The organism is Falsiroseomonas ponticola, assembly GCF_016805305.1.
Classification (GTDB): Bacteria; Pseudomonadota; Alphaproteobacteria; order Acetobacterales; family Acetobacteraceae; genus Falsiroseomonas; species Falsiroseomonas ponticola.
Genome location: NZ_JAERQN010000002.1, coordinates 213,791 through 232,727, shown reverse-complemented (window position 1 = coordinate 232,727; position 18,937 = coordinate 213,791). Strand labels below are relative to the sequence as shown.

Annotated in this window: 17 protein-coding genes; 10 read left to right on the top strand and 7 right to left on the bottom strand. The window is 71.0% G+C overall.

Annotated features, from left to right (window positions below; genetic code table 11):
* Positions 1–48: 48 nt before the first annotated feature.
* Together JJI54_RS08620 and JJI54_RS08615 are read left to right on the top strand one after the other, a co-directional pair.
* Complete coding sequence (locus JJI54_RS08620; RefSeq protein WP_203072558.1) at positions 49–885, top strand: universal stress protein; 837 nt, start codon at positions 49–51, stop codon at positions 883–885.
* Between the two features lie 237 nt (positions 886–1,122).
* Positions 1,123–2,256, top strand: coding sequence for an NYN domain-containing protein (locus JJI54_RS08615; protein ID WP_203072557.1), 1,134 nt, complete (start codon positions 1,123–1,125; stop codon positions 2,254–2,256).
* Between the two features lie 228 nt (positions 2,257–2,484).
* Here JJI54_RS08615 and pdxR read toward each other — a convergent pair whose 3' ends face one another.
* Positions 2,485–3,876 carry a MocR-like pyridoxine biosynthesis transcription factor PdxR gene (pdxR, locus tag JJI54_RS08610; protein ID WP_226381572.1) on the bottom strand — a complete coding sequence of 464 codons (1,392 nt, stop codon included), beginning with the start codon at positions 3,874–3,876 and terminating at the stop codon, positions 2,485–2,487.
* A gap of 161 nt (positions 3,877–4,037) precedes the next feature.
* Here pdxR and JJI54_RS08605 point away from each other — a divergent pair, with 161 nt between their 5' ends.
* Together JJI54_RS08605 and JJI54_RS08600 are read left to right on the top strand one after the other, a co-directional pair.
* Positions 4,038–4,661 carry an FMN-binding negative transcriptional regulator gene (locus tag JJI54_RS08605; protein WP_203072555.1) on the top strand — a complete coding sequence of 208 codons (624 nt, stop codon included), beginning with the start codon at positions 4,038–4,040 and terminating at the stop codon, positions 4,659–4,661.
* On the top strand, positions 4,658–5,299 hold the full coding sequence (locus tag JJI54_RS08600; RefSeq protein WP_203072554.1) for a LysE family translocator: 642 nt from the start codon (positions 4,658–4,660) through the stop codon (positions 5,297–5,299). Before JJI54_RS08605 ends, JJI54_RS08600 begins: the two co-directional genes overlap by 4 nt.
* Positions 5,300–5,445: 146 nt before the next feature.
* Here the strand turns inward: JJI54_RS08600 and JJI54_RS08595 are convergent, their stop codons facing one another.
* Both JJI54_RS08595 and JJI54_RS08590 read right to left on the bottom strand, forming a co-directional pair.
* A complete protein-coding gene (locus JJI54_RS08595; protein WP_203072553.1) occupies positions 5,446–6,636 on the bottom strand; it encodes a CaiB/BaiF CoA transferase family protein in 1,191 nt (396 codons plus the stop codon).
* Between the two features lie 32 nt (positions 6,637–6,668).
* Complete coding sequence (locus tag JJI54_RS08590; protein WP_203072552.1) at positions 6,669–7,196, bottom strand: dihydrofolate reductase family protein; 528 nt, start codon at positions 7,194–7,196, stop codon at positions 6,669–6,671.
* A gap of 74 nt (positions 7,197–7,270) precedes the next feature.
* On the opposite strand from JJI54_RS08590, the gene JJI54_RS08585 reads away from it, so the two are divergent.
* Positions 7,271–8,230 carry a Bug family tripartite tricarboxylate transporter substrate binding protein gene (locus tag JJI54_RS08585; protein WP_203072551.1) on the top strand — a complete coding sequence of 320 codons (960 nt, stop codon included), beginning with the start codon at positions 7,271–7,273 and terminating at the stop codon, positions 8,228–8,230.
* On the opposite strand, the gene JJI54_RS08580 is transcribed toward JJI54_RS08585, so the two are convergent.
* Positions 8,217–9,107 (bottom strand): SMP-30/gluconolactonase/LRE family protein, encoded by an 891-nt coding sequence (locus tag JJI54_RS08580; RefSeq protein WP_203072550.1) that lies wholly within the window; start codon positions 9,105–9,107, stop codon positions 8,217–8,219. The two genes, JJI54_RS08585 and JJI54_RS08580, sit on opposite strands and share 14 nt — an antisense overlap.
* On the opposite strand from JJI54_RS08580, the gene leuC reads away from it, so the two are divergent.
* From leuC to JJI54_RS08560, 4 genes are all read left to right on the top strand, one after another.
* Positions 9,082–10,542, top strand: a complete 1,461-nt coding sequence (gene leuC, locus JJI54_RS08575) for a 3-isopropylmalate dehydratase large subunit (protein ID WP_456305581.1) — start codon at positions 9,082–9,084, stop codon at positions 10,540–10,542. The genes JJI54_RS08580 and leuC overlap by 26 nt on opposite strands.
* 6 nt (positions 10,543–10,548) lie before the next feature.
* Positions 10,549–11,154: a 3-isopropylmalate dehydratase small subunit gene (gene leuD, locus JJI54_RS08570; RefSeq protein WP_203072548.1), complete on the top strand. Its 606-nt coding sequence runs from the start codon at positions 10,549–10,551 to the stop codon at positions 11,152–11,154.
* 69 nt (positions 11,155–11,223) lie between these two features.
* The gene (locus tag JJI54_RS08565) at positions 11,224–12,393 is read left to right on the top strand and encodes an efflux RND transporter periplasmic adaptor subunit (protein WP_203072547.1); all 1,170 of its coding nucleotides are present in this window, start codon (positions 11,224–11,226) and stop codon (positions 12,391–12,393) included.
* Positions 12,394–12,399: 6 nt separating this feature from the next.
* Positions 12,400–15,546 carry an efflux RND transporter permease subunit gene (locus tag JJI54_RS08560; RefSeq protein ID WP_203072546.1) on the top strand — a complete coding sequence of 1,049 codons (3,147 nt, stop codon included), beginning with the start codon at positions 12,400–12,402 and terminating at the stop codon, positions 15,544–15,546.
* Positions 15,547–15,710: 164 nt separating this feature from the next.
* Here JJI54_RS08560 and JJI54_RS08555 read toward each other — a convergent pair whose 3' ends face one another.
* Genes JJI54_RS08555 through JJI54_RS08545 form a run of 3 tightly spaced genes read right to left on the bottom strand, consistent with a single transcriptional unit; the run spans position 15,711 to position 17,727 of the window.
* Positions 15,711–16,484 (bottom strand): class I SAM-dependent methyltransferase, encoded by a 774-nt coding sequence (locus JJI54_RS08555; RefSeq protein WP_203072545.1) that lies wholly within the window; start codon positions 16,482–16,484, stop codon positions 15,711–15,713.
* On the bottom strand, positions 16,481–17,059 hold the full coding sequence (locus tag JJI54_RS08550; RefSeq protein ID WP_203072544.1) for a TIGR04282 family arsenosugar biosynthesis glycosyltransferase: 579 nt from the start codon (positions 17,057–17,059) through the stop codon (positions 16,481–16,483). Before JJI54_RS08550 ends, JJI54_RS08555 begins: the two co-directional genes overlap by 4 nt.
* Entirely contained in the window at positions 17,056–17,727 is a 672-nt protein-coding gene (locus tag JJI54_RS08545; protein WP_203072543.1) for a TIGR04283 family arsenosugar biosynthesis glycosyltransferase, read from the bottom strand. The genes JJI54_RS08550 and JJI54_RS08545 overlap by 4 nt, the downstream gene beginning before the upstream one ends.
* 97 nt (positions 17,728–17,824) lie before the next feature.
* On the opposite strand from JJI54_RS08545, the gene JJI54_RS08540 reads away from it, so the two are divergent.
* Positions 17,825–18,937 carry a PA0069 family radical SAM protein gene (locus JJI54_RS08540; RefSeq protein ID WP_226381571.1) on the top strand — a complete coding sequence of 371 codons (1,113 nt, stop codon included), beginning with the start codon at positions 17,825–17,827 and terminating at the stop codon, positions 18,935–18,937.

Sequence of the window (18,937 nt, the reverse complement as noted above, 5' to 3'; positions counted from 1 at the left end):
GTCCCGCCGCCCCGTTCCGCGTTACGCTGGGCGGGAGGGAGACACACCATGCTGCGCAGCATCCTGGTCGCGCTGGACGATACGCCCGGCGCCCAATCCGCCCGCGACGCCGCCTTCGCGCTGGCCCGCCGCACCGGCGCCGCCCTGACCGCCGCCGTGGTGCTGGACAATCCCCACACCCGCAGCGAGCACGAATTCGTCCCCCTCGGCGGCGCCGCCTTCAAGGCCCGCCGGGACGAGGCGCTGGCGAAGCGGGCGGAGGAGGATGCCGCCGCCGCCTTCGCCGCCTGCGCCGCCGTGGCCGGCGAGACGCCCTACACCGAACTCCGCCTGGCCGAGGCCCCCGAGCCCGCCCTGCTGCGCGCCGGCGCGACGCATGACCTGGTGGTGGTCGGCCGCGACGCGACGCTGGGGCGGGAGCAGACGGAGGACAGCGTCGCCCCCGTCATCGAGCATCTGCTGATGGACGGCGCCCGCCCCCTGCTGGTGGTGCCGCCCGGCGCCCCGCTGGGCACGCAGGGCCCGGTGCTGGTGGGCTACGATGCCTCCCTGCCCGCCATGGCCGCCTTGCAGTTGTTCGCCCTGCTGGGCCTGGCGGAGGGTTCGCCGGTGCGCGTCGCCTCCGCCGCCGAGGATCGCGCCGCGGCGCTGGCCATGGCCGAGGAAGCCTGCGCCTTCCTCCGCCGCCACGGCATCGATGCCACGGCCCTGCCGATGGTCGGCACCCGCCCCGCCGACCTGCTGTTGGCCGAGGCCGAGGGTCTGGGCGCGCGGCTGCTGGTGCTGGGCGCCTTCGAGGAAAGCGGGCTGCGCCGGCTGGTGACGGGCAGTGCCACGCATGTGCTGCTGCGGGATGCGCGCTGCCCGGTGTTCATCCACCACTGAGGGGGGTGGTCACCGAGCCGGATGGTGATGTCCGGGTTGGGCGGGGAGCAGACCTCGGCAGGGCGCTGAAGCCAAGCACGCAAGGTCGAGCGAGCGCTGGCGTTCACGTCTGCAGCGCCGACAATTCGCGTTGCAGTTGTGTGGTGTCCTCATGCTGCTAGGCTTTGCGTGGTCCGCGGTAGATGTGCGGCGGCACGGCAGGTGGGTTGCTACGCTACAAGCCAGGGGAGCTTTTATATGCAGCGCATATCAGGTCACGCTATCGATGGTAAGCATCTCACTGGCTGCAAACCAATCCGCCTTAATATCGGTATCTATATCGACGGCTACGGCGCAAAGCTAAGCGCCGCTGAGCTGTACGAAATCGGCCATAACAAACTTTATGACCATCTGCTCCTTCAGTCAAACGGAGATCTTACGCTCCAACAGGCTCTGTATGACAAATTTAACACTCCTGACGGACCTGAAATTTACGCGGAAATGTTGAGCTTTTGCCTTGCGTTGGTTGAACTCAATGTGGTGGCGCGCATGGAAGCGCGCTACCGTGCCGCCGGCACCCAGCTTCGCCCTAATGCGCTGCTCGTAAACCAGTCTAACCCGCTGGACGTCGAAATTGGGGCTCGCAAGCATAATCTGCTTGAGGCTCTGTTTCCAATTTCGGAAGAGCAATCACATGCGGACCACTATCTCAGTGTGTCCTGCAAAGGGGCTATCTATGCGCCCAAGAAGATCGATCGTCAGCGCCAGATTCGTGAATTAAAGGCGGAGTTATCAAAGGCCAATCGCAACGGCGATACTGAACGCAAAAATTGGATCAATCGCAACCTCGAAACCGTCCCGAAGGGGGTTCTGCACTATTACAACAGCAAGGAGAGAACGATTGGCAAAAGAGTCGATTTCGATTTTACTGAACGATTCTTCGACGCTGTCGCTGAGCGAGTTGGCGATTACGCAGACTGGGGCGAAACCAAAGTGCACTGGGGCACAGACCTCCGCGATTTTGGAGAGAAAGGTGTGGACTGCAATCTAATCATGGACGTTATGGACGACCTTCACGCCGGTACGGTTGATGTCTTCGTAATTATGACAAAAGACATGGATTTCTTTCCACTGATCGAGCGCCTCCGCCACGAAGGTAAGGCAGTTTTTCTTTGCGGTCTGAAAGGAAATGCCTCACATCACTTAAAAGAAAAAGCCTCGCGTCGCTTGATAGAAGCTGCGGGGCGCGACCAATTCTTAGATCTTGCTAGTTCGAAGTTGCTGGAAAGTTTGCCTTCCGTTTTCATGACCGCGAAGGGCAGTATGACGCGCAAAACATTGTTGCAGTGGACCTTTTTGGCGATGCTGCACGAGCGCCGTGCTGGCAGCTAACTATCCCATTTGAATGCGCTATGCGAAAAACCAGCATACAGGGGCGGGACGCGAATGTGTTCTGAGTGTTCGATTTAAGTTGGGAAATTGGGCAACTCAGGTGATTGGCGCCTGCGGCCGGCACATCGCAGCCGGGGCGTTCCGCGACGTCGCAGGGATGTCCGCTCCGGGTCGGCAACAGCCATTCGGCTCCCGTGAGAGCCTACCGCTTCACTCCCCCCCCCCCCTTCACCCCACCCCCCGCAGCACCCCCGCCAGCACCGCCACCCCCCGCTCGATCGCCGCCACCTCCAGCCCCGCATACCCCATCACCAGCCCGACCCTTGCCGGCACCCCCTCGGCGAAGAGCGGCGTCACCGGGTGCAGCCCGATCCCCGCCGCGCGCCCGGCCGCGACCAGGGCCGCCTCCAGCGCCGCCGGCACATCCAGCAGCCAGGCCACCACATGCAGCCCGGCCGCCGCCCCCTCCACCACCACGGAATCGCCGAGCTGCCGCGCCAGCGCCGCCAGCAGCGCCGCGCGGCGTTCCGCGTTCTGCCGCCGCGCGCGGCGGATATGGCGTTCATAGGCCCCGCCCTCGACCAGCGCGGCCAGCGCCTCCTGCTCCAGCGCCGGGGATTGCCGGTCCAGCAGCCGGCGCGCCCGGGCGAAGGGCTCCACCAGCCCCGGCGGCACCACCAGCCAGCCCAGCCGCAGCGTGGGCGACAGCGTCTTCGACGCGGTGCCGAGGTAGAGAACGCGCCCCTCCTCATCCATCGCCTGCAGGGGCGGCACGGGGGCGATGTCGTAGCGGTATTCGCTGTCGTAATCGTCCTCGATCACCGCCGCGCCGTGCCGCGCCGCCCAGGCCAGCAGCTCCCGCCGCCGCGCCACCGGCAGCACGCCGCCCAGCGGGAATTGGTGGGACGGCGTCGCATAGGCCAGGCGCGCCGGCGGCAGCGCCGCCGTCCGCATCCCGTCCCGGTCCACCGGCACCGGCAGCACCCGCGCGCCCAGCGCCGCGAAGGCCTGGCGGGCCAGGGCATAGCCGGGCTCCTCCATCGCCACCGCATCGCCGGGGTCCAGCATCAGCCGCGCGCAGAGGTCGATCCCCTGCTGCGACCCGTTGACGATGACGATCTGCGCCGCCGTGCAGCGCAGCCCCCGCGCCCGCCAGAGATACCCCGCCAGCGCCGCCCGCAGCGCCGGCGACCCGGCCGGGTCGCCATAGCGCAGCACGGCCGGCGCGCGGGCCAGCGCGCCCGTCACCGCCCGGCGCCAGGGCAGGGCCGGGAAATCCCGCGCCGAGAGCTCCCCGTAGCGGAAATCCGCCACCAGCCCCGGCTCCCCCGGCCCCGCCGGCACGGGAAAACCCGCCAGGCGCCGCCCGAAGGCGGAAAGCCGCGCCCCCACGCCGCCCGCCGCCCCGCCCGCCGCGCCATCGCCGCGCAGCCCCGCCGCCACCACCGGCCGCGCGCCCTGCCGGACCTCCAGGTAGCCTTCCGCCACCAGCTGGTCATAGGCCGCAGTCACGGTGGTGCGGGACACGCCCCATTCCGCCGCCAGCGCGCGGCTGGAAGGCAGGCGCGTGCCCGGCGGGTCCTGCCCGGAGACGATCCGCTGGCGGATCGCGGCCACCATCCGCTGCCCGATCCCGGGCTCCCCATCCCGCATGGCGCCCCCGAACTGGCCCCCGAACTAGCCCCCAAACCGGCGCCATCAACTGGCCCACTGATTCTGCCCGGAACTGGCCGTTCCTTCTGGGCCAGAAGCACGGCAGGGTCCAGGGCGGAGACCGAGCCATGTACATCCCCCCCGCCTTCCGCCTGGACGACCTGCCCGCCCTGCATGAGGCGATCCGCGGCGCGGGCCTGGCCAACCTCGTGACCGCGACGGAGCAGGGCCTGATGGCCAGCCCCCTGCCCCTCTTCCTCGACCCCGATGACGGCCCCTTCGGCACGCTGCATGGCCACCTGGCCCGCGCCAACCCGCAAGGGCGCCTGCCCCCGCTGGGGGAGGCGCTGGCGGTGTTCATGGGGCCGGACGCCTATGTCAGCCCCTCCTTCTACCCCTCCAAGGCGGAGCATCACCGCGTGGTGCCGACCTGGAACTACGTCACCATCCAGGCCTGCGGCCCGGCCGAGTTCTACGACGACCCCGACCGCCTGCTGGCGCTGGTGACGAGGCTGACGGAGCGGCACGAGGCGCCGCGCCAGACACCCTGGGCGGTCTCCGACGCGCCGGCCGATTTCATCCGCGGCCAGTTGAAGGGCATCGTCGGGCTCCGCCTGCCGATCACGCGGCTGGAGGGCAAGCGCAAGCTCAGCCAGAACCGCAACGCCGCGGACCGGGACGGCGTGCGCGCCGCCCTGTCCGCCAGCGACCGCCCGGCGGATCGCGCCGTGGCCGCGGCGATGCCCGCATGACGGAGGCGCTCCCCCTGTTCCTGGCCGCCGCGCTGCTGCTGGCCATCACGCCGGGCCCCGGCCTGTTCTATGTCGCGGCGCGGACGCTGGCGGGCGGAAGGGCGGAGGGCATCGCCAGCAGCCTCGGCACCGGCTTGGGCGGCATGGCGCATGTGCTGGCCGGCAGCCTCGGCGTCTCCGCCCTGGTGCTGGCGAGTGCCGAGCTGTTCAACGCCCTGAAATGGGCCGGCGCGCTGTACCTCGTCTGGCTCGGCTGGCGCACCATCCGCACCGCGCGGGCGGAGGCCCTGGCCGGCCCCGTGGCGCCCCCGATGCCTCCCCTTGGCGGCCCCCGCCGCGCCTTCCGGGAGGGGGTGGTGGTGGAGGCGCTGAACCCCAAGACCGCGGCCTTCTTCCTCGCCTTCCTGCCGCAATTCGTCGATCCCGCCGCGGGCCATGCCGGGCTGCAATTCGTGGTGCTGGGGACGGTGTCGGTGCTGCTGAACACGCTGGCCGATGTCGCGGTGGCGCTGGCCGCCGGCCGGCTGCGGCAGGGCGCGGCGGCGCGGCCGACCCTGGTGCGACGGCTGCGGGAGGCCTCGGGCGGGGCGATGATCGCGCTCGGCCTGGGGCTGGCGGTGGCGAAGCGGCCGGGGTGAGAAAAGGGTGGCGGAAGGGTTTTGTTCGCCCTATGTTCGGTCCGGCCACCGCCGGAGGCGCGTCCGGCGCTGAGCCCCCCCCGCGAAAACGGTGCTAAACCCGCTTAAACGGCATAATCGGCTTAAACGGGTTAGCGACTAAAAAGTCACACCCCGCCCGTGATCACCCCCGCCTGGCGCAGCGCCGCGATCTCCTCCGCCGAATAGCCCAGCTCCGCCGCGATCGTCGCGCCATCCGCCCCGGGCGGCCGCAGATCCCCCGCGCCGCCGGGCCGGGCGCCGTCGATCGAGACCGGCAGCGCCGGCAGCTTGATCGGCCGCCCATCCGGCAGCGTCATCGGCACCAGCCCGCCCGATCCGTTGAGGTGCGGGTCCTCGAACAGCTCCGCCGGCCGCCCGATCGGCGCGAAGGGCAGGCCGAGCGCCTCGCACTTCGCCATCAGCTCCGCCTTGGTATAGGCCGCCAGCGCCGCGGCGATGCGGGGGATGGTCCGCGCCCGGGCCTCCACCCGCTGGTTCTTGGTGGCGAGGCTGGGGTCGGTCGCCATGTCCCCGAGCCCGAAGGCGTTGCAGAAGATGGGCCAGGAAGTGTCGGTGACGACGCCCACGAAGACCTGGCCGCCATCGGCCGTGTCGAAGATGTCGTAGACCGGCCAGGCCGGCAGGCGCGTGGACATGGGCGGCGGCTCGACGCCCGTCATATGGGCCTGCGCCATGTGCTGGGACATCAGCAGCGCCACCGATTCGAAGAGCCCCGCCTGCACATGCCCGCCGCGGCCCGTGCCCTCCCGCTCCCGCAGCGCGGCCAGGATCGCGACCGTCACGGAAAGCCCGCCCATGATGTCGATCACGCTGCTGCCCGCCCGCAGCGGCCGCCCCGTGGGCCCGGTCATGTAGGCGAGGCCCCCCATCATCTGCACGACCTCGTCGAGTGCCGTCCGGTGCTCATAGGGCCCGGGCAGGAACCCCTTGCAGGAGGCATAGACGAGCCCCGGATTGACCCTGGCCAGGTCCTCGTAGCCCAGCCCCAGCTTCGCCATGGCGCCGGGCCGGAAATTCTCCACCAGCACATCCGCCCGCGCCGCCAGGCGCTGCACCAGCGCGATGCCCTCCGGCTTCTTCATGTCGACGCAGAGGCTGCGGCGCCCGCGCCCGAAGGCGGCGTAGAAGCCGGTGCCGGAGCCCGTCAGCCGCCGGGTCGAATCGCCATCGGGCGCCGGCTCCACCTTGATGACCTCGGCACCCAGGTCCGCCAGCGCCATGCCGGCCGAGGGCCCCATGATCATGTGGGTGAATTCAAGCACGCGGAGGCCGGCGAGGGGCGTGGGGGAGGTCATCGGTGGTTCCTTCTCGCCCCGATTATCGGCCCTCAGGCGATCCGGTCATAGACCAGGTGCAGGCACCCGCCCTCCACCGCGCGGGCCTGCGCCAGGCGGAAGCGCGTCTCCAGGGTGCCCGGCGGGAAGAGCATCGGCCCCTCCCCCAGCACCAGCGGCAGCACCGCCATCTCCAGCCGGTCGAGCCGCCCGATCGCGAGCAGCCCGCGCAGCAGCTGCCCGCCGCCCTCCGCCCAGACCCGCGCATGGCCGCGCGATTCCAGCGCCGCGACGGCGGCGGCGACACCGCCGATCGCCTCCACTTCCGGCGGCGCATCGGCCAGGGGGCGGGCGGTGACGACCACGGTGGGCTTGCCGGGATAGGGCCAGTCGCCCATGGCGCGCACGGCGTCGAAGGTCCCGCGGCCCATCAGGATGGCGTCGATGCCGGCATAGAAGGCCTCGAAGCCGAAGGCCTCCGGCGGCGGCGCGCCCTCCGTCAGCCAGTCCACGGACCCGTCGGCGCGGGCGATCCTGCCATCCAGCGTCGTCGCGATGTGGCAATGGAGGAAGGCGGGCATGGCGGGACTCCGGCGGGGGAATGACAGTCGGGCGCCCGCGGCCTTACGCTCCGCCCCAAACCGGAGGAACCGCCATGGCCACGCGCCGCCTGCTGCTCGCCCTCTCGTTACTCGCCGCGCCGGCGCTGGCGCAGCGCCCGGCGGGCTTCCCGAACCGGCCGATCCGGCTCGTGGTGCCCTTCGCCCCCGGCGGCAATTCGGACACGCTGGCGCGGCTGATCCAGCCGCGGATGGCGGCCTTCCTCGGCCAGCAGATCGTGGTGGAGAACCGCTCCGGCGCCGGCGGCGCGATCGGCGCGGCGCAGGTGGTGCAGGCGCCGGCGGATGGCCACACCCTGCTCTTCGACAGCGCCAGCTTCGTCGTGGCGCAGTTCATCAACCGCAACCTGTCCTTCGACTATGAGCGTGACTTCGCCCCGGTCGGCACCGTGGCGGATGTGCCCTATCTGCTCGGCGTCGCGCGGGGGCGGGGCATCACGGATGTGGCGTCCTTCCTCGCCGCCGCGCGGGCGGCGCCGGGCGGGCTTTCCTATGGATCGCCGGGGGTGGGCAGCATCGGGCACCTCGCCGGCGTCATGCTGGCGCATCGCGCGGGCGGCGTGCGGCTGGAACACGTGCCCTACCGGGGCGGGGCGGAGGCGGCGCGGGATCTGGCGGCGGGGACGCTCGATGCCGCCATCATCTCCGGCAATTCCCTCAACCCGCTGGTGGAGGGCGGGCGCGCCGTCATCGTCGGCACCACCAATGCGGCGGGGATCGGCGCCCATCCCTCCATCGCCAGCCAGGGCTTTTCCGGTTTCGACGTCACGAGCTGGAATGCCCTCTTCTGCCGCGCCGGCACGCCGGAGCCCATCCGCCGCACGCTGGAGGAGGCGGTGAACCACGCGACCTCCGACGCCGAGGTCCGCGCCCGCTACGCCGCCGCCGGTGCCGAGGCGACGCCCGCCGAGGCCGATGCGCTGGCCGCCCGCCTGGTGCGCGAACGCGCCCTGGTGCGGGACCTGATCCGGGAGACGGGGATCACCTTGGGCTAGGAATCTCCGCCGCCAGCAGGCTGCCCGACTGGCTTTCGGTGATCACCAGCGTCCGCCCATCGGGGGCGAAGGTGCAGTTGGTCGGCATGCGGCCGAAGGGGGTGCAGTCGATCCGGTGGGTACAGAGCCCATGCGCATCCACCACCCAGACCTGCCCATGGCCGGGATTGGCGACGAAGAGCCGGTCATGCGCATCGACGGCCAGCCCATCGGGGCCGGAGGTGCCGGCGGGGATGCGGAAGAACAGGTTGGCCTTCGCCACCACCGCATCCGGCCGCAGCACGAAGCGCCAGATCTCGCAGGACCGCGTCATCGCCACCATGAGATGCGTGCCGGCGCGGTTCATCACCAGCCCGTTCGGGCTCGGCCCGTTGCCGATCAGCTTGTCCATCCGCCCATCCGGATGCAGCCGCCAGACGCGGCCCGTCGGGTCCTGCAGCCCGGTCTGCCCCTGGTCCGTGAAGACCACGCCGCCATCCGGCAGCAGGATCAGGTCATTGATGCCCCGCAGCCCCTCGCTGAGGATCGTCTCCAGCAGCGGCGCCATGGCGCCCGTCACGGGATCGAGCGTCAGCAGCCCGTGGCGGTAATCCGCCACCAGCAGGTCCTCGCCGCGCGCCGCCAGCCCGTTCGGCCAACCCTCGTATTCCGCCACCACCTCCCAGTGCGAACCGGCCACGCGGAAGACGCGGCCATGCGGGATATCGGTGCAGTAGAGGTTCCCCGCCGCATCGAAGCAGGGCCCCTCGAGGAAGCTGTCCACCGCCTGGCCGGCGCGGTTGGCATCCGCCCAGGCGGTCGGCCGCAGGCGGCGCAGCGCCTCCGGCAGGCGGGAGAGGAGGGAGGGCTGGATGAGGCGGGGCGGGTCGGTCCACATGCCGCGCACCCTGCCCCGCACCCCTCTTGCCGTCCAGCGGGGCCGGGGCCAAGGTCCGGCCATGGGAAGAACGCTGTTTCAGAAGATCTGGGATGCCCATCTCGTGCATGCGCGCGATGACGGGCTCGTGCTGCTCTACATCGACCGGCACTATTTCCACGAAGGCAGCTTCCACGCCTTCAACATGCTCCGCGCCCGCGGCATTCCCGTGCGGCGCCCGGACCTGACCTTCGGCTTCGGGGACCACTACGTCCCCACCAATGCGCGGCGCACCGACGCGGTGCAGGACCCCGAGATCCGCGGCATCATCGAGACCTTCGAGCAGAATGCCCGCGCCAACCGCATCCGCGCCTTCGACCTCGCCGATCCCGACCAGGGCATCGTCCATGTCGCCGGCCCCGAACAGGGCCTGACCCTGCCGGGCATGACGGTGGTGTGCGGGGACAGCCACACCTCGACGCATGGTGCCCTCGGCGCGCTGGCCTTCGGCATCGGCGCCAGCGAGGTCGCGCATGTGCTGGCGACGCAGACCATCTGGCAGTCCCAGCCCCGCCAGATCCGCGCACGCTTCGAAGGCCAGCTTCCCGCCGGCACCACGGCCAAGGACATGGCGCTGGCCCTGATCGCGACGATCGGCACCGGCGGCGGCCTTGGCGGCGCCATCGAATTCGCGGGCAGCGCCGTCCGCGCGCTGTCCGTCGAGGGCCGCCTCACCCTCTGCAACATGGCGATCGAGGCCGGCGCCCGCACCGGCATGGTGGCGCCGGATGCCATCACCGCCGCCTGGCTCGCCGGCCGGCCGCACGCCCCCGCGCAGCCCGACCCGGCCTGGGCGACGCTCGCCAGCGATGCGGACGCCGCCTTCGACCGGGAGGTGATGCTCGACGCCGCCGCCATCACCCCCATGGCGACCTGGGGCACCAGCCCCGAGGAAGCCGTGCCGCTCGCCGCCCGCGTCCCCCGGCTGGAGGAGGCCCCCGACGAGGCCCGCGCCCGCGCCTGGAAGCGGAGCCTCGACTACATGGGCCTGCAGGGGGGCGAGGCGATGGCGGATGTCCGCGTCGATCGCGTCTTCCTGGGTTCCTGCACCAATTCGCGGCTGGAGGACCTGCGCGCCGCCGCCGCCGTGCTGAAGGGGCGGAAGATCGCCGTGCCGATGCTGGTCTCCCCGGGTTCGTCGGCCACCAAGCGCGCGGCGGAGGCCGAGGGGCTGGACCGCATCTTCCTGGAAGCCGGCGCGCGGTGGGAGGAGAGCGGCTGCTCGCTCTGCGTTTCCATGAACGGGGAAAGCGTCGGCGAGGGCGAGCGCTGCGCCTCCACCTCCAACCGCAATTTCGCCGGCCGCCAGGGGCGCGGGGCGCGGACGCATCTGGTGTCTCCCGCCTCCGCCGCGGCGTCGGCGCTCGCCGGGCGCCTCATGCAGGCGGAAGGGTGATCCACCATGCCTGAGCCCTTCACGACCCTGACGGCCATCGCCGCGCCGCTCGACATGCCGAATGTCGATACGGACCAGATCATGCCCGCCCGCTTCATGCGGCGGCCGCGGGATGAACGCTACGTCGCCTATGGCTTCCACGACCTCCGCTTCACCCCGGAAGGTGCGACGCGGCCCGACTTCATCCTCAACCAGCCCCCCTTCAACGGGGCCGGCATCCTGGTGGCCAGCCGCAACTTCGGCGTGGGGTCGTCGCGCGAAGCGGCGGTCTATGCGCTGCTCGCCATGGGCTTCCGCGCCGTGGTGGCGGAGAGCTTCGGCGACATCTTCTTCAGCAACGCGCTGAAGAACGGGCTGCTGCCGGTGAAGCTGCCGGAGTCGATCGTGAACGCGCTGCGCCAGGCCGTGGCCGCCGCCCCCGGCGCCACCATCACGGTGGACCTGCAGCGCCAGGTGCTGACCGCGCCGGACGGCGCGGAGCACCCCTTCACCGTGCCGCCCTTCGCGCGGGACTGCCTGCTGCGGGGCCTCGACGAGATCGGGCTGACGCTGACGCTTGCCGACCAGATCACGACCTTTGAGAATGCAAGGGCGCCACTCGCCGCCGGGTAGTAACATTCACGAAACTTGACGCGCGGATGGCGAGGCGCCCAGAACCGATCCAATCGTCGGATGGTGCCCATGCGTCTTGCCCGCCTCGCCGCGCCCAGCGCGGCCCTCCTGCTTCTCCTCTCCGGCGCGCCCGCGCTGGCGCAGCCCGGGCCGGGCGGGCCGCCCGCGGTCGGCGTCGTCACGGTCGAGCGGCGGCCGGTGACGGAAAGCACCGAATTCGTCGGCCGGGTGGAGGCGCCGGAGCGCGTGGAACTCCGCGCTCGCGTCACCGGCTTCCTGCAGGAGCGCCTGTTCCGCGAGGGCCAGGAGGTGAAGGCCGGGGAGGTGCTGTTCCGCCTGGAACGCGCGCCCTTCGAGGCCGAGGTCGCCCGCGCCCAGGCCACCGTCGCCTCCGCCGAGGCCGAGCTGCAGAACGCCAACATCGCCCTGGCCCGCGCGCGGGAGCTGGTCCGCACCTCCGCCGGCACGCAGGTGCGCGTGGATGACGCGACGGCGGCGCAGCGTTCCGCCCAGGCCTCCCTGCTCGGCGCCCAGGCGCAGCTGCGCGTCGCGCAGATCAACCTCGGCTACACGGAAATCGCCGCGCCGATCGATGGCAAGATCGGCCGCTCCACCTTCTCCGTCGGCTCCGTCGTCGGCCCCAGCAGCGACCCGCTGGCGACCATCGTCAGCCAGGATCCGATGCGCATCGCCTTCCCCGTCAACCTCCGCACCGGCACCGAATTGCGCGACCGCTACGCCAGCCGCGGCGGCGCGGATGCCACGCGGGTGCGCATCCGCCTGGTGACGGGCGCCATCTACGGCCAGGTCGGGCGCATCGACTTCATCGACCCGCAGGTGGACCGCAACACGGATACCGTGCTGGTCCGCGCCGTGATGCCGAACCCCGCGCGCGGCGCCTCCCCCGGGCCGGAAGGCGGGGTGGACCGCGAATTGATCGACGGCATGTTCGTGAACGTCTTCGTGGAGGGCGCGGAGCCCGTGCCCACCGTGGTGATCCCGCGCAGCGCCGTGCTGCAGGACCAGCAGGGCAACTACGTCTTCGCCCTCGACGCGGAAAACAAGGCCGCCCGCCGCCCCGTGACGCTCGGCCGCAGCATCGCCGACCAGGTGGTGATCGAGCGCGGGCTCGAGGGTGGGGAGCGCGTGGTGGTGGAGGGCGTGCAGCGCGTGCGCCCGGGCCAGCCCGTGCAGCCCGGACCGGCCAACGCGCCGCTGCGCAGCCCCGGCCGGGGCTGATCCGCCATGATCTCTTCCGTCTTCGTCGACCGGCCCCGGCTGGCGATCGTCATCTCCATCGTGATGACGCTGGCCGGCGCGCTGGCCATGCTGCGCATCCCCGTGGCGCAGTTCCCGGACATCGTGCCGCCGCAGGTGCAGGTCAGCACCTCCTACCCCGGCGCCTCCGCCACCGTCGTGGAATCGACGGTCGCGCAGGTGATCGAAAGTGCCGTGAACGGCGTGGAGGGCATGATCTACATGTCCTCCAACAGCGCCAATGACGGCACCTATGCGCTGAACGTCTCCTTCGCCCTCGGCACCAATGCCGACATCGCGACGGTGAACGTGAACAACCGCGTGCAATCCGCGCTGGCCCGCCTGCCGCAGGAAGTGCAGCGCCAGGGCGTGACCGTGCGCAAGCAATCCTCCGCCGTGCTGCAGTTCCTGACCGTGACGTCGTCCAACGCGGCGCATGACCCGCTCTATCTCTCGAACTACGTCACCATCAACATGCTGGACCGGCTGGCGCGCGTGCCCGGCATCGGCCAGGTCTCCATGTTCGGCGCCATGGACTACTCCATGCGCATCTGGTTCGAGGTGGACAAGCTCATCAGCCTGAACCTGACGCCGTCCGACGTGGTGGCGGCGATCCAGGCGCAGAACGTGCAGGCCGCGGTCGGCCGCATCGGCGCGCGGCCGATCAGCGACGACCAGCAGTTCCAGTTCAACCTGCAGACCCAGGGCCGGCTTTCGACGGCCGAGGAATTCGGCAACATCGTCATCCGCGCCAATGCGCAGGGGTCGCTGCTGCGGCTGCGGGACGTGGCGCGGGTGGAACTGGGCGCGGCGCGGATGGACACGGAAAGCCGCCTCAACGGCCAGCCCGCCATCACGCTCGGCACCTACCTGGCACCCGGCGCCAATGCGGTGGCGGCGGCGTCGGCACTGAAGGCGACGCTGGAGGAGATGAACCGCCGCTTCCCCGAGGGGATGCGGACGGACGTGTTCTACGACACCTCCACCTTCGTCACCGACACGATGCATGAGGTGATCAAGACGCTGCTGGAGGCCTTCGTCCTGGTGGTGATCGTGGTGCTGCTGTTCCTCGGCAGCTTCCGCGCCACCATCATCCCGGTCATCGCCGTGCCGGTCAGCCTGATCGCGACCTTCGCGGTGCTGCTGGTGGTGGGCTTCTCCGCCAATACCGTCTCGCTGCTCGCCATGGTGCTGGCCATCGGCATCGTCGTCGATGACGCGATCGTGGTGGTGGAGAATGTCGAGCGGGTGATGGAGGAGGAGCCGCACCTGACCCCCGCCGAGGCCACGAAGAAGGCCATGGCGGAGATCACGGCGCCGATCATCGCCATCACCCTGGTCCTGCTCTCGGTCTTCGTGCCCGTGGGCTTCATCCCCGGCCTGTCCGGCGCGCTCTTCGCGCAATTCGCGGTGACGGTCTCCGTCGCCATGGTGATCTCCGCCATCAATGCGCTGACGCTCTCCCCCGCGCTCTGCGCCGTCTTCCTGCGGCCGCATCACGGGCCGCGGAAGGGCGTGCTGGCCGCGGTGATGCGCGGCATCGACTGGGTGCGGGACGGCTATGGCAACATCGTCGCGCGCCTGGTGCGGCTTTCCATCCTCTCGCTGCTGCTGACCGCGGTCTTCATGGGCGGCATCGCCTTCCTCGCCGGCCGCACGCCGCAGGGCTTCCTGCCGGAGGAAGACCAGGGCGCCTTCTTCGTGCAGATGCAGCTGCCCCAGGGCGCCTCCCTGTCCCGCACCCGCGCGGCGGTGGAGCAGGTGGAGCAGATCATCCGCCCGGTGCCGGGGGTGGAGCGCGTGCTGGCCATCGTCGGCTTCAGCCTGATCGATGGCGGCGCGCAGTCCAACGCCGCCTTCATCGTCGTGCGCATGAAGCCCTTCGCGGACCGCACCACGGCGCAGGAAAGCGTCTTCAGCGCCATCCGCACCGTCTTCGGCGCGACGCAGCAGGTGCGGGCGGCCAACACCTTCGCCTTCAACATCCCGCCCATCATCGGCCTCGGCACCGGTGCCGGCTTCCAGTACCAGCTGCAGAATTTGGAAGGCCGCCCGCCGGAGGAGATGGCGAGCGCCATGCTGGGCGTCGTCGTCGCCGCCAACCAGGATCCGCGCCTGCAGGCGGTGTTCTCCACCTTCGCGGCCAACAACCCGTCGCTCTTCCTCGATGTGGACCGCGACAAGGCGCAGGCGCTGGGCGTGCGCATCAGCGACATCTTCACCGCGCTGCAGACCACGCTGGGCGGCTTCTACGTCAACGACTTCAACTATTTCGGCCGGTCCTGGCAGGTGAACATCCAGGCGGAATCGACGGACCGCGACGACATCCCCGACATCTGGCGCATCCATGTCCGCAACGCGGCCGGGGAGATGGTGCCCCTGCGCAGCGTCGCCGATATCCGCGTGGTGCTCGGCCCGCAGACCATCAGCCGCTACAACAATGTCCGCACCGTCTCCATCAACGGCGCGCCGCGGCCGGGCATCTCCTCCGGCGATGCGCTGGTCGCGATGGAGCAGCTCTCGGAGCGGGTGCTGCCGCAGGGCTATGGCTATGAATGGACCGGCACCGCCTTCCAGGAGCGGCTGGCGAGCGGGCAGACGGGCGTCATCCTCGCCCTCGCGCTGCTCTTCGCCTACCTCTTCCTGGTGGCGCTGTATGAGAGCTGGGTGATCCCGATCCCGGTGCTGACCTCCATCGCGGTCGGCGTGCTGGGGTCCTTCGCGGCGATCGGCATCGCGGGCCTCTCGCTCGACGTCTATGCGCAGATCGGGCTCGTGGTGCTGATCGCCCTCGCCGCCAAGAACGGCATCCTGATCATCGAATTCGCGAAGGAGAAGCGCGAGGCCGGGATGTCGATCCAGGAAGCGGCGGTGATGGGGGCGCGGCTGCGCTTCCGCGCCGTGATGATGACCTCCATCGCCTTCGTGCTCGGCCTGGTGCCACTGATCATCGCGACGGGCGCGGCCAGCGCGTCCCGCCGCGCGGTCGGCATGCCGGTCTTCGGCGGCATGCTCGCGGCCTCCATCATCGGCATCTTCATGATCCCGATGCTCTACGTCGTGTTCCAGACCATGCGGGAATGGGTGAAGGCGCGCTTCGCGGGCACGCCGAAGCCGGCGCCGCATGGCCGCTGATCCCGACGGCATGATGGCGTGACCTGCGGCCGGCGAAGCCGGCCGAGGCCGCGGACGCGGCCCGCCGGCAGTCCGGCGAGCCAAGGCCGCGGATGCGGCCGCCCGGCGATTGAGGGCGGTAAACGCATACCAACGAGCCGCTGCAAGCGGCCGTTGGTATGGGGCTACCGGCGGTAGCCCCAGATCGCGAAGACGCGGTGCGGGACCGGAAGCGGGTCCTGCCCGAAGCGCTGGTCGAGCAGCGTGGCGAGTTCCTGATCGAAGCGCGCCACCGCATCGCCCCCCAGCGCGCCGCCCACGCCGGCGGAGGCGCGGATGCGGCCGCGCCAATCCTCCCGGCTGTAGAGCGCGTCATGGTCGAAGCCCGCGAAGCCGATGTCGCGGAAGCCAGCCAGGGAGAGGTCGCCCGCCCAGGCCGGGTAGAAACCCGTGCTGCGGCCCATGCGCCAGCGGGGGTTATGCGCCTCGATCAGCCATTCGGTGGCATGCGCCACGCTGCCGGGCAGCGGCAGCCAGTCATAGTGGCAGATCACCAGCGCGCCGCCGGGCTTCAGCACGCGCCAGGCCTCCGCCGCCGCCAGGCCGCGGTCGAACCAGTGCCAGGACTGTCCGGCGATCACCATCTCGAAGGCCTCGCCCGGCTGGCCCGTGCGCTCCGCCAGGCCTTCCTCGAAGCGCGCGCGGCCGGTGAGGCCTTCCTCCGCCGCCAGGCGCCGGGCCTGCGTGATCTGGCCGGGGGCGGGGTCCAGCCCGAGCACGGTGGCGCCCCGCGCCGCCAGGCCGCGCGCCAGCGTGCCCGTCCCGGTGCCGAGGTCGAGCACCGCCATGCCCGGCGCCAGCAACCCGTCGCGTTCCAGCTGGTCCAGGAAGCGCGGCGGGAATCCCTGGCGGTGCCGGGCATAGTCGGCGCTGGTGCGGCTCCAGTCGGGGCTTGTCATCGATGATGCTTCCTGAGGGCCGCCAGGTCGGCGGCGGTATCGACGTCTCGCAGCGTGCGGAGCCGGGCCAGCCGGCGCCCGGCGAAGTTCCGTTCCGTATCGGCCAGCGCATGGCGGCTGGACCAGCGCACGGCGGCGAAGGGGGTGGCGGGGCGGCGCGGGCCCAGGCCCACCAGCCAGTAGCCGCCATCCATGGCCGGGCCGAAGACGGCATCCGCGCGGCCGAGTGCCCGGAAGGCCGCCGCGATGTCGCGGGCGGCGATGCCGGGGATGTCGCTGCCCACCAGCACGCAGCGGCGATGCGGCCGCATGGCGCGCAGCATCCGCTGGCCGAGGTCGCCCCGCCCCTGCCCGATTCGCGGCGCGGCCACCGGCCAGCGCGCCGGCGCCTGGTCCGGCGTCACGGCCAGCACGGTGCGCCAGCGTCGGTCCCGCGCCGTGGCGCGCAGCACGGCGGAAAGCTGGCCGCGATAGAAGCGCAATGCCGCCAGGGCACCGATTCCCTTCGCCAGCCGCCGCTTCACCGCGCCGAGCCTCGGCGCGCGCGCGAAGACCACCAGCGTGTCGCCCCTCATCCCCGTCCCCGATAGATCCGCTGGATGGTGGCGGGGCTGACGCCGGCGAACCAGAGGGCGAGGCAGGTCAGGTTGCGGGCGGAACGACGGAGATAGCCTTCCCGCCGGAAGCGCGCGGCACTCGTCACCGCCGGGACGTCCAGCGCGCCGATCCGCGCGCGGCCGAGGCGGCGGACCAGATCCACATCCTCCATCAGCGGCAGGGGGCGCATGCCGCCGACGGCGTCCAGCAGGTCCCGGTGGATCAGCAGCCCCTGGTCGCCATAGGGCAGGCCGAGGATCCGGCAGCGCCAGGCGACGGCGCGTTCCAGCCGCCGCGCGGCGGCCGATCCGTCATCGAGCGCGAAGCGGAAATGCCAGGCGCGGGAGGCGTCGCGCATCGCGCCGCGGACAGCGTCCTGCCACCCCGGCGCCAGGCGGGTGTCGGCGTGCAGCAGCAGCAGCCAGGGGCCGGCGGCTGCCTCGATCCCCGCGGCGATCTGGCTGCCCCGGCCGCGCGGCGCCTGCACCACCTGGGCGCCGGCGGCCACCGCCACAGCCACGGTGCCATCCGCGCTGCCGGCATCGGCGACGACGATGTCCTGCGGGCCGAGCGCCGCCAGCGTGCCGGGCAGCGTCGCCGCGGCCTCCAGCACGGGGATGACGATGGAGAGGCCCTCAATTCGCATTTTGTTCTTGACGCACTGCCCGGGGATACCCCACCTTCCGTGAGAACAAACCAGGAAATCGAAGGACCGGACGATGCCTGATGGGGGAGCCTCCGCGATGCCCTCCCTGGCCCGCAAGGGCCGGGGCGCCGTCACCAATCCCGGCGTGCGCTATGAAAGCACGCGGACCGAGGCGTGGGATGATGGCTGGGGCACGCTGGCCGCGGAATTCGCGGAAATGCCGCCGCTGCCGACGACGCTGACGCGGGATCACGCGAAATCCGCGCTGTCCTGGAACGACAGCCCGGATATCGGCTTCGACCGCTCGCTGAACCCCTATCGCGGCTGCGAGCATGGCTGCGTCTACTGCTATGCCCGCCCGGCCCACGCCTATGTCGGCATGTCCCCCGGCCTCGATTTCGAGACCCGGCTGATGTTCAAGCCGAACCTGCCCGAGTTGCTGGAGAAGGAGCTTTCCAAGCCAGGCTATGAGCCGAAGCCGGTGGCGCTGGGGGCGAATACCGACCCCTACCAGCCGGTGGAGCGCACGCTCGGCATCACGCGGCGCACGCTGGAGGTGCTGGAGAAATTCGGCCATCCCGTGACCATCGTGACCAAGGGCGCGGGCGTGGTGCGGGATATCGACATCCTCCAGCGCCTGGCGGCGCGGAACCTGGTGCATGTCTGCCTCTCCGTCACCACGCTCGACATGAAGCTGGCGCGGGTGATGGAGCCGCGGGCGGCCTCGCCCCTCAAGCGTCTCGGCGCCATCACGGAGCTGGCGAAGGCCGGCATTCCCGTGGGCGTGCTGGCGGCGCCGATGATCCCGGGGCTGAACGACGCGGAGATGGAGCGCATCCTGGAAGCCAGCGCCCGCGCCGGCGCGACCCGGGCGGGTTATGTGCTGCTGCGCCTGCCGCTCGAGATCAAGGCGATGTTCGAGGCCTGGTTGGCGGAGCACCACCCGGAACGCGCCGCCCGCGTGCTCGCCTTGGTGCGGGAGACGCGCGGTGGGCAGCTCTATGACAGCCGCTTCGGCGCGCGGCAGACCGGTACCGGCCCCTATGCGGAGCTGCTGGCGCAGCGCTTCAAGCTGGCGCTGCGGCGCTTCGGGCTGGATGGCCGCGGCTATACCGGCCGCGGCGTCCAGAACAGCTTCAGCGCCTCGCTCGACTGCACGCAGTTCAAGGTGCCGGGCGCGATGGCCGCGCGGCAGCTGGAGCTGCTGTAG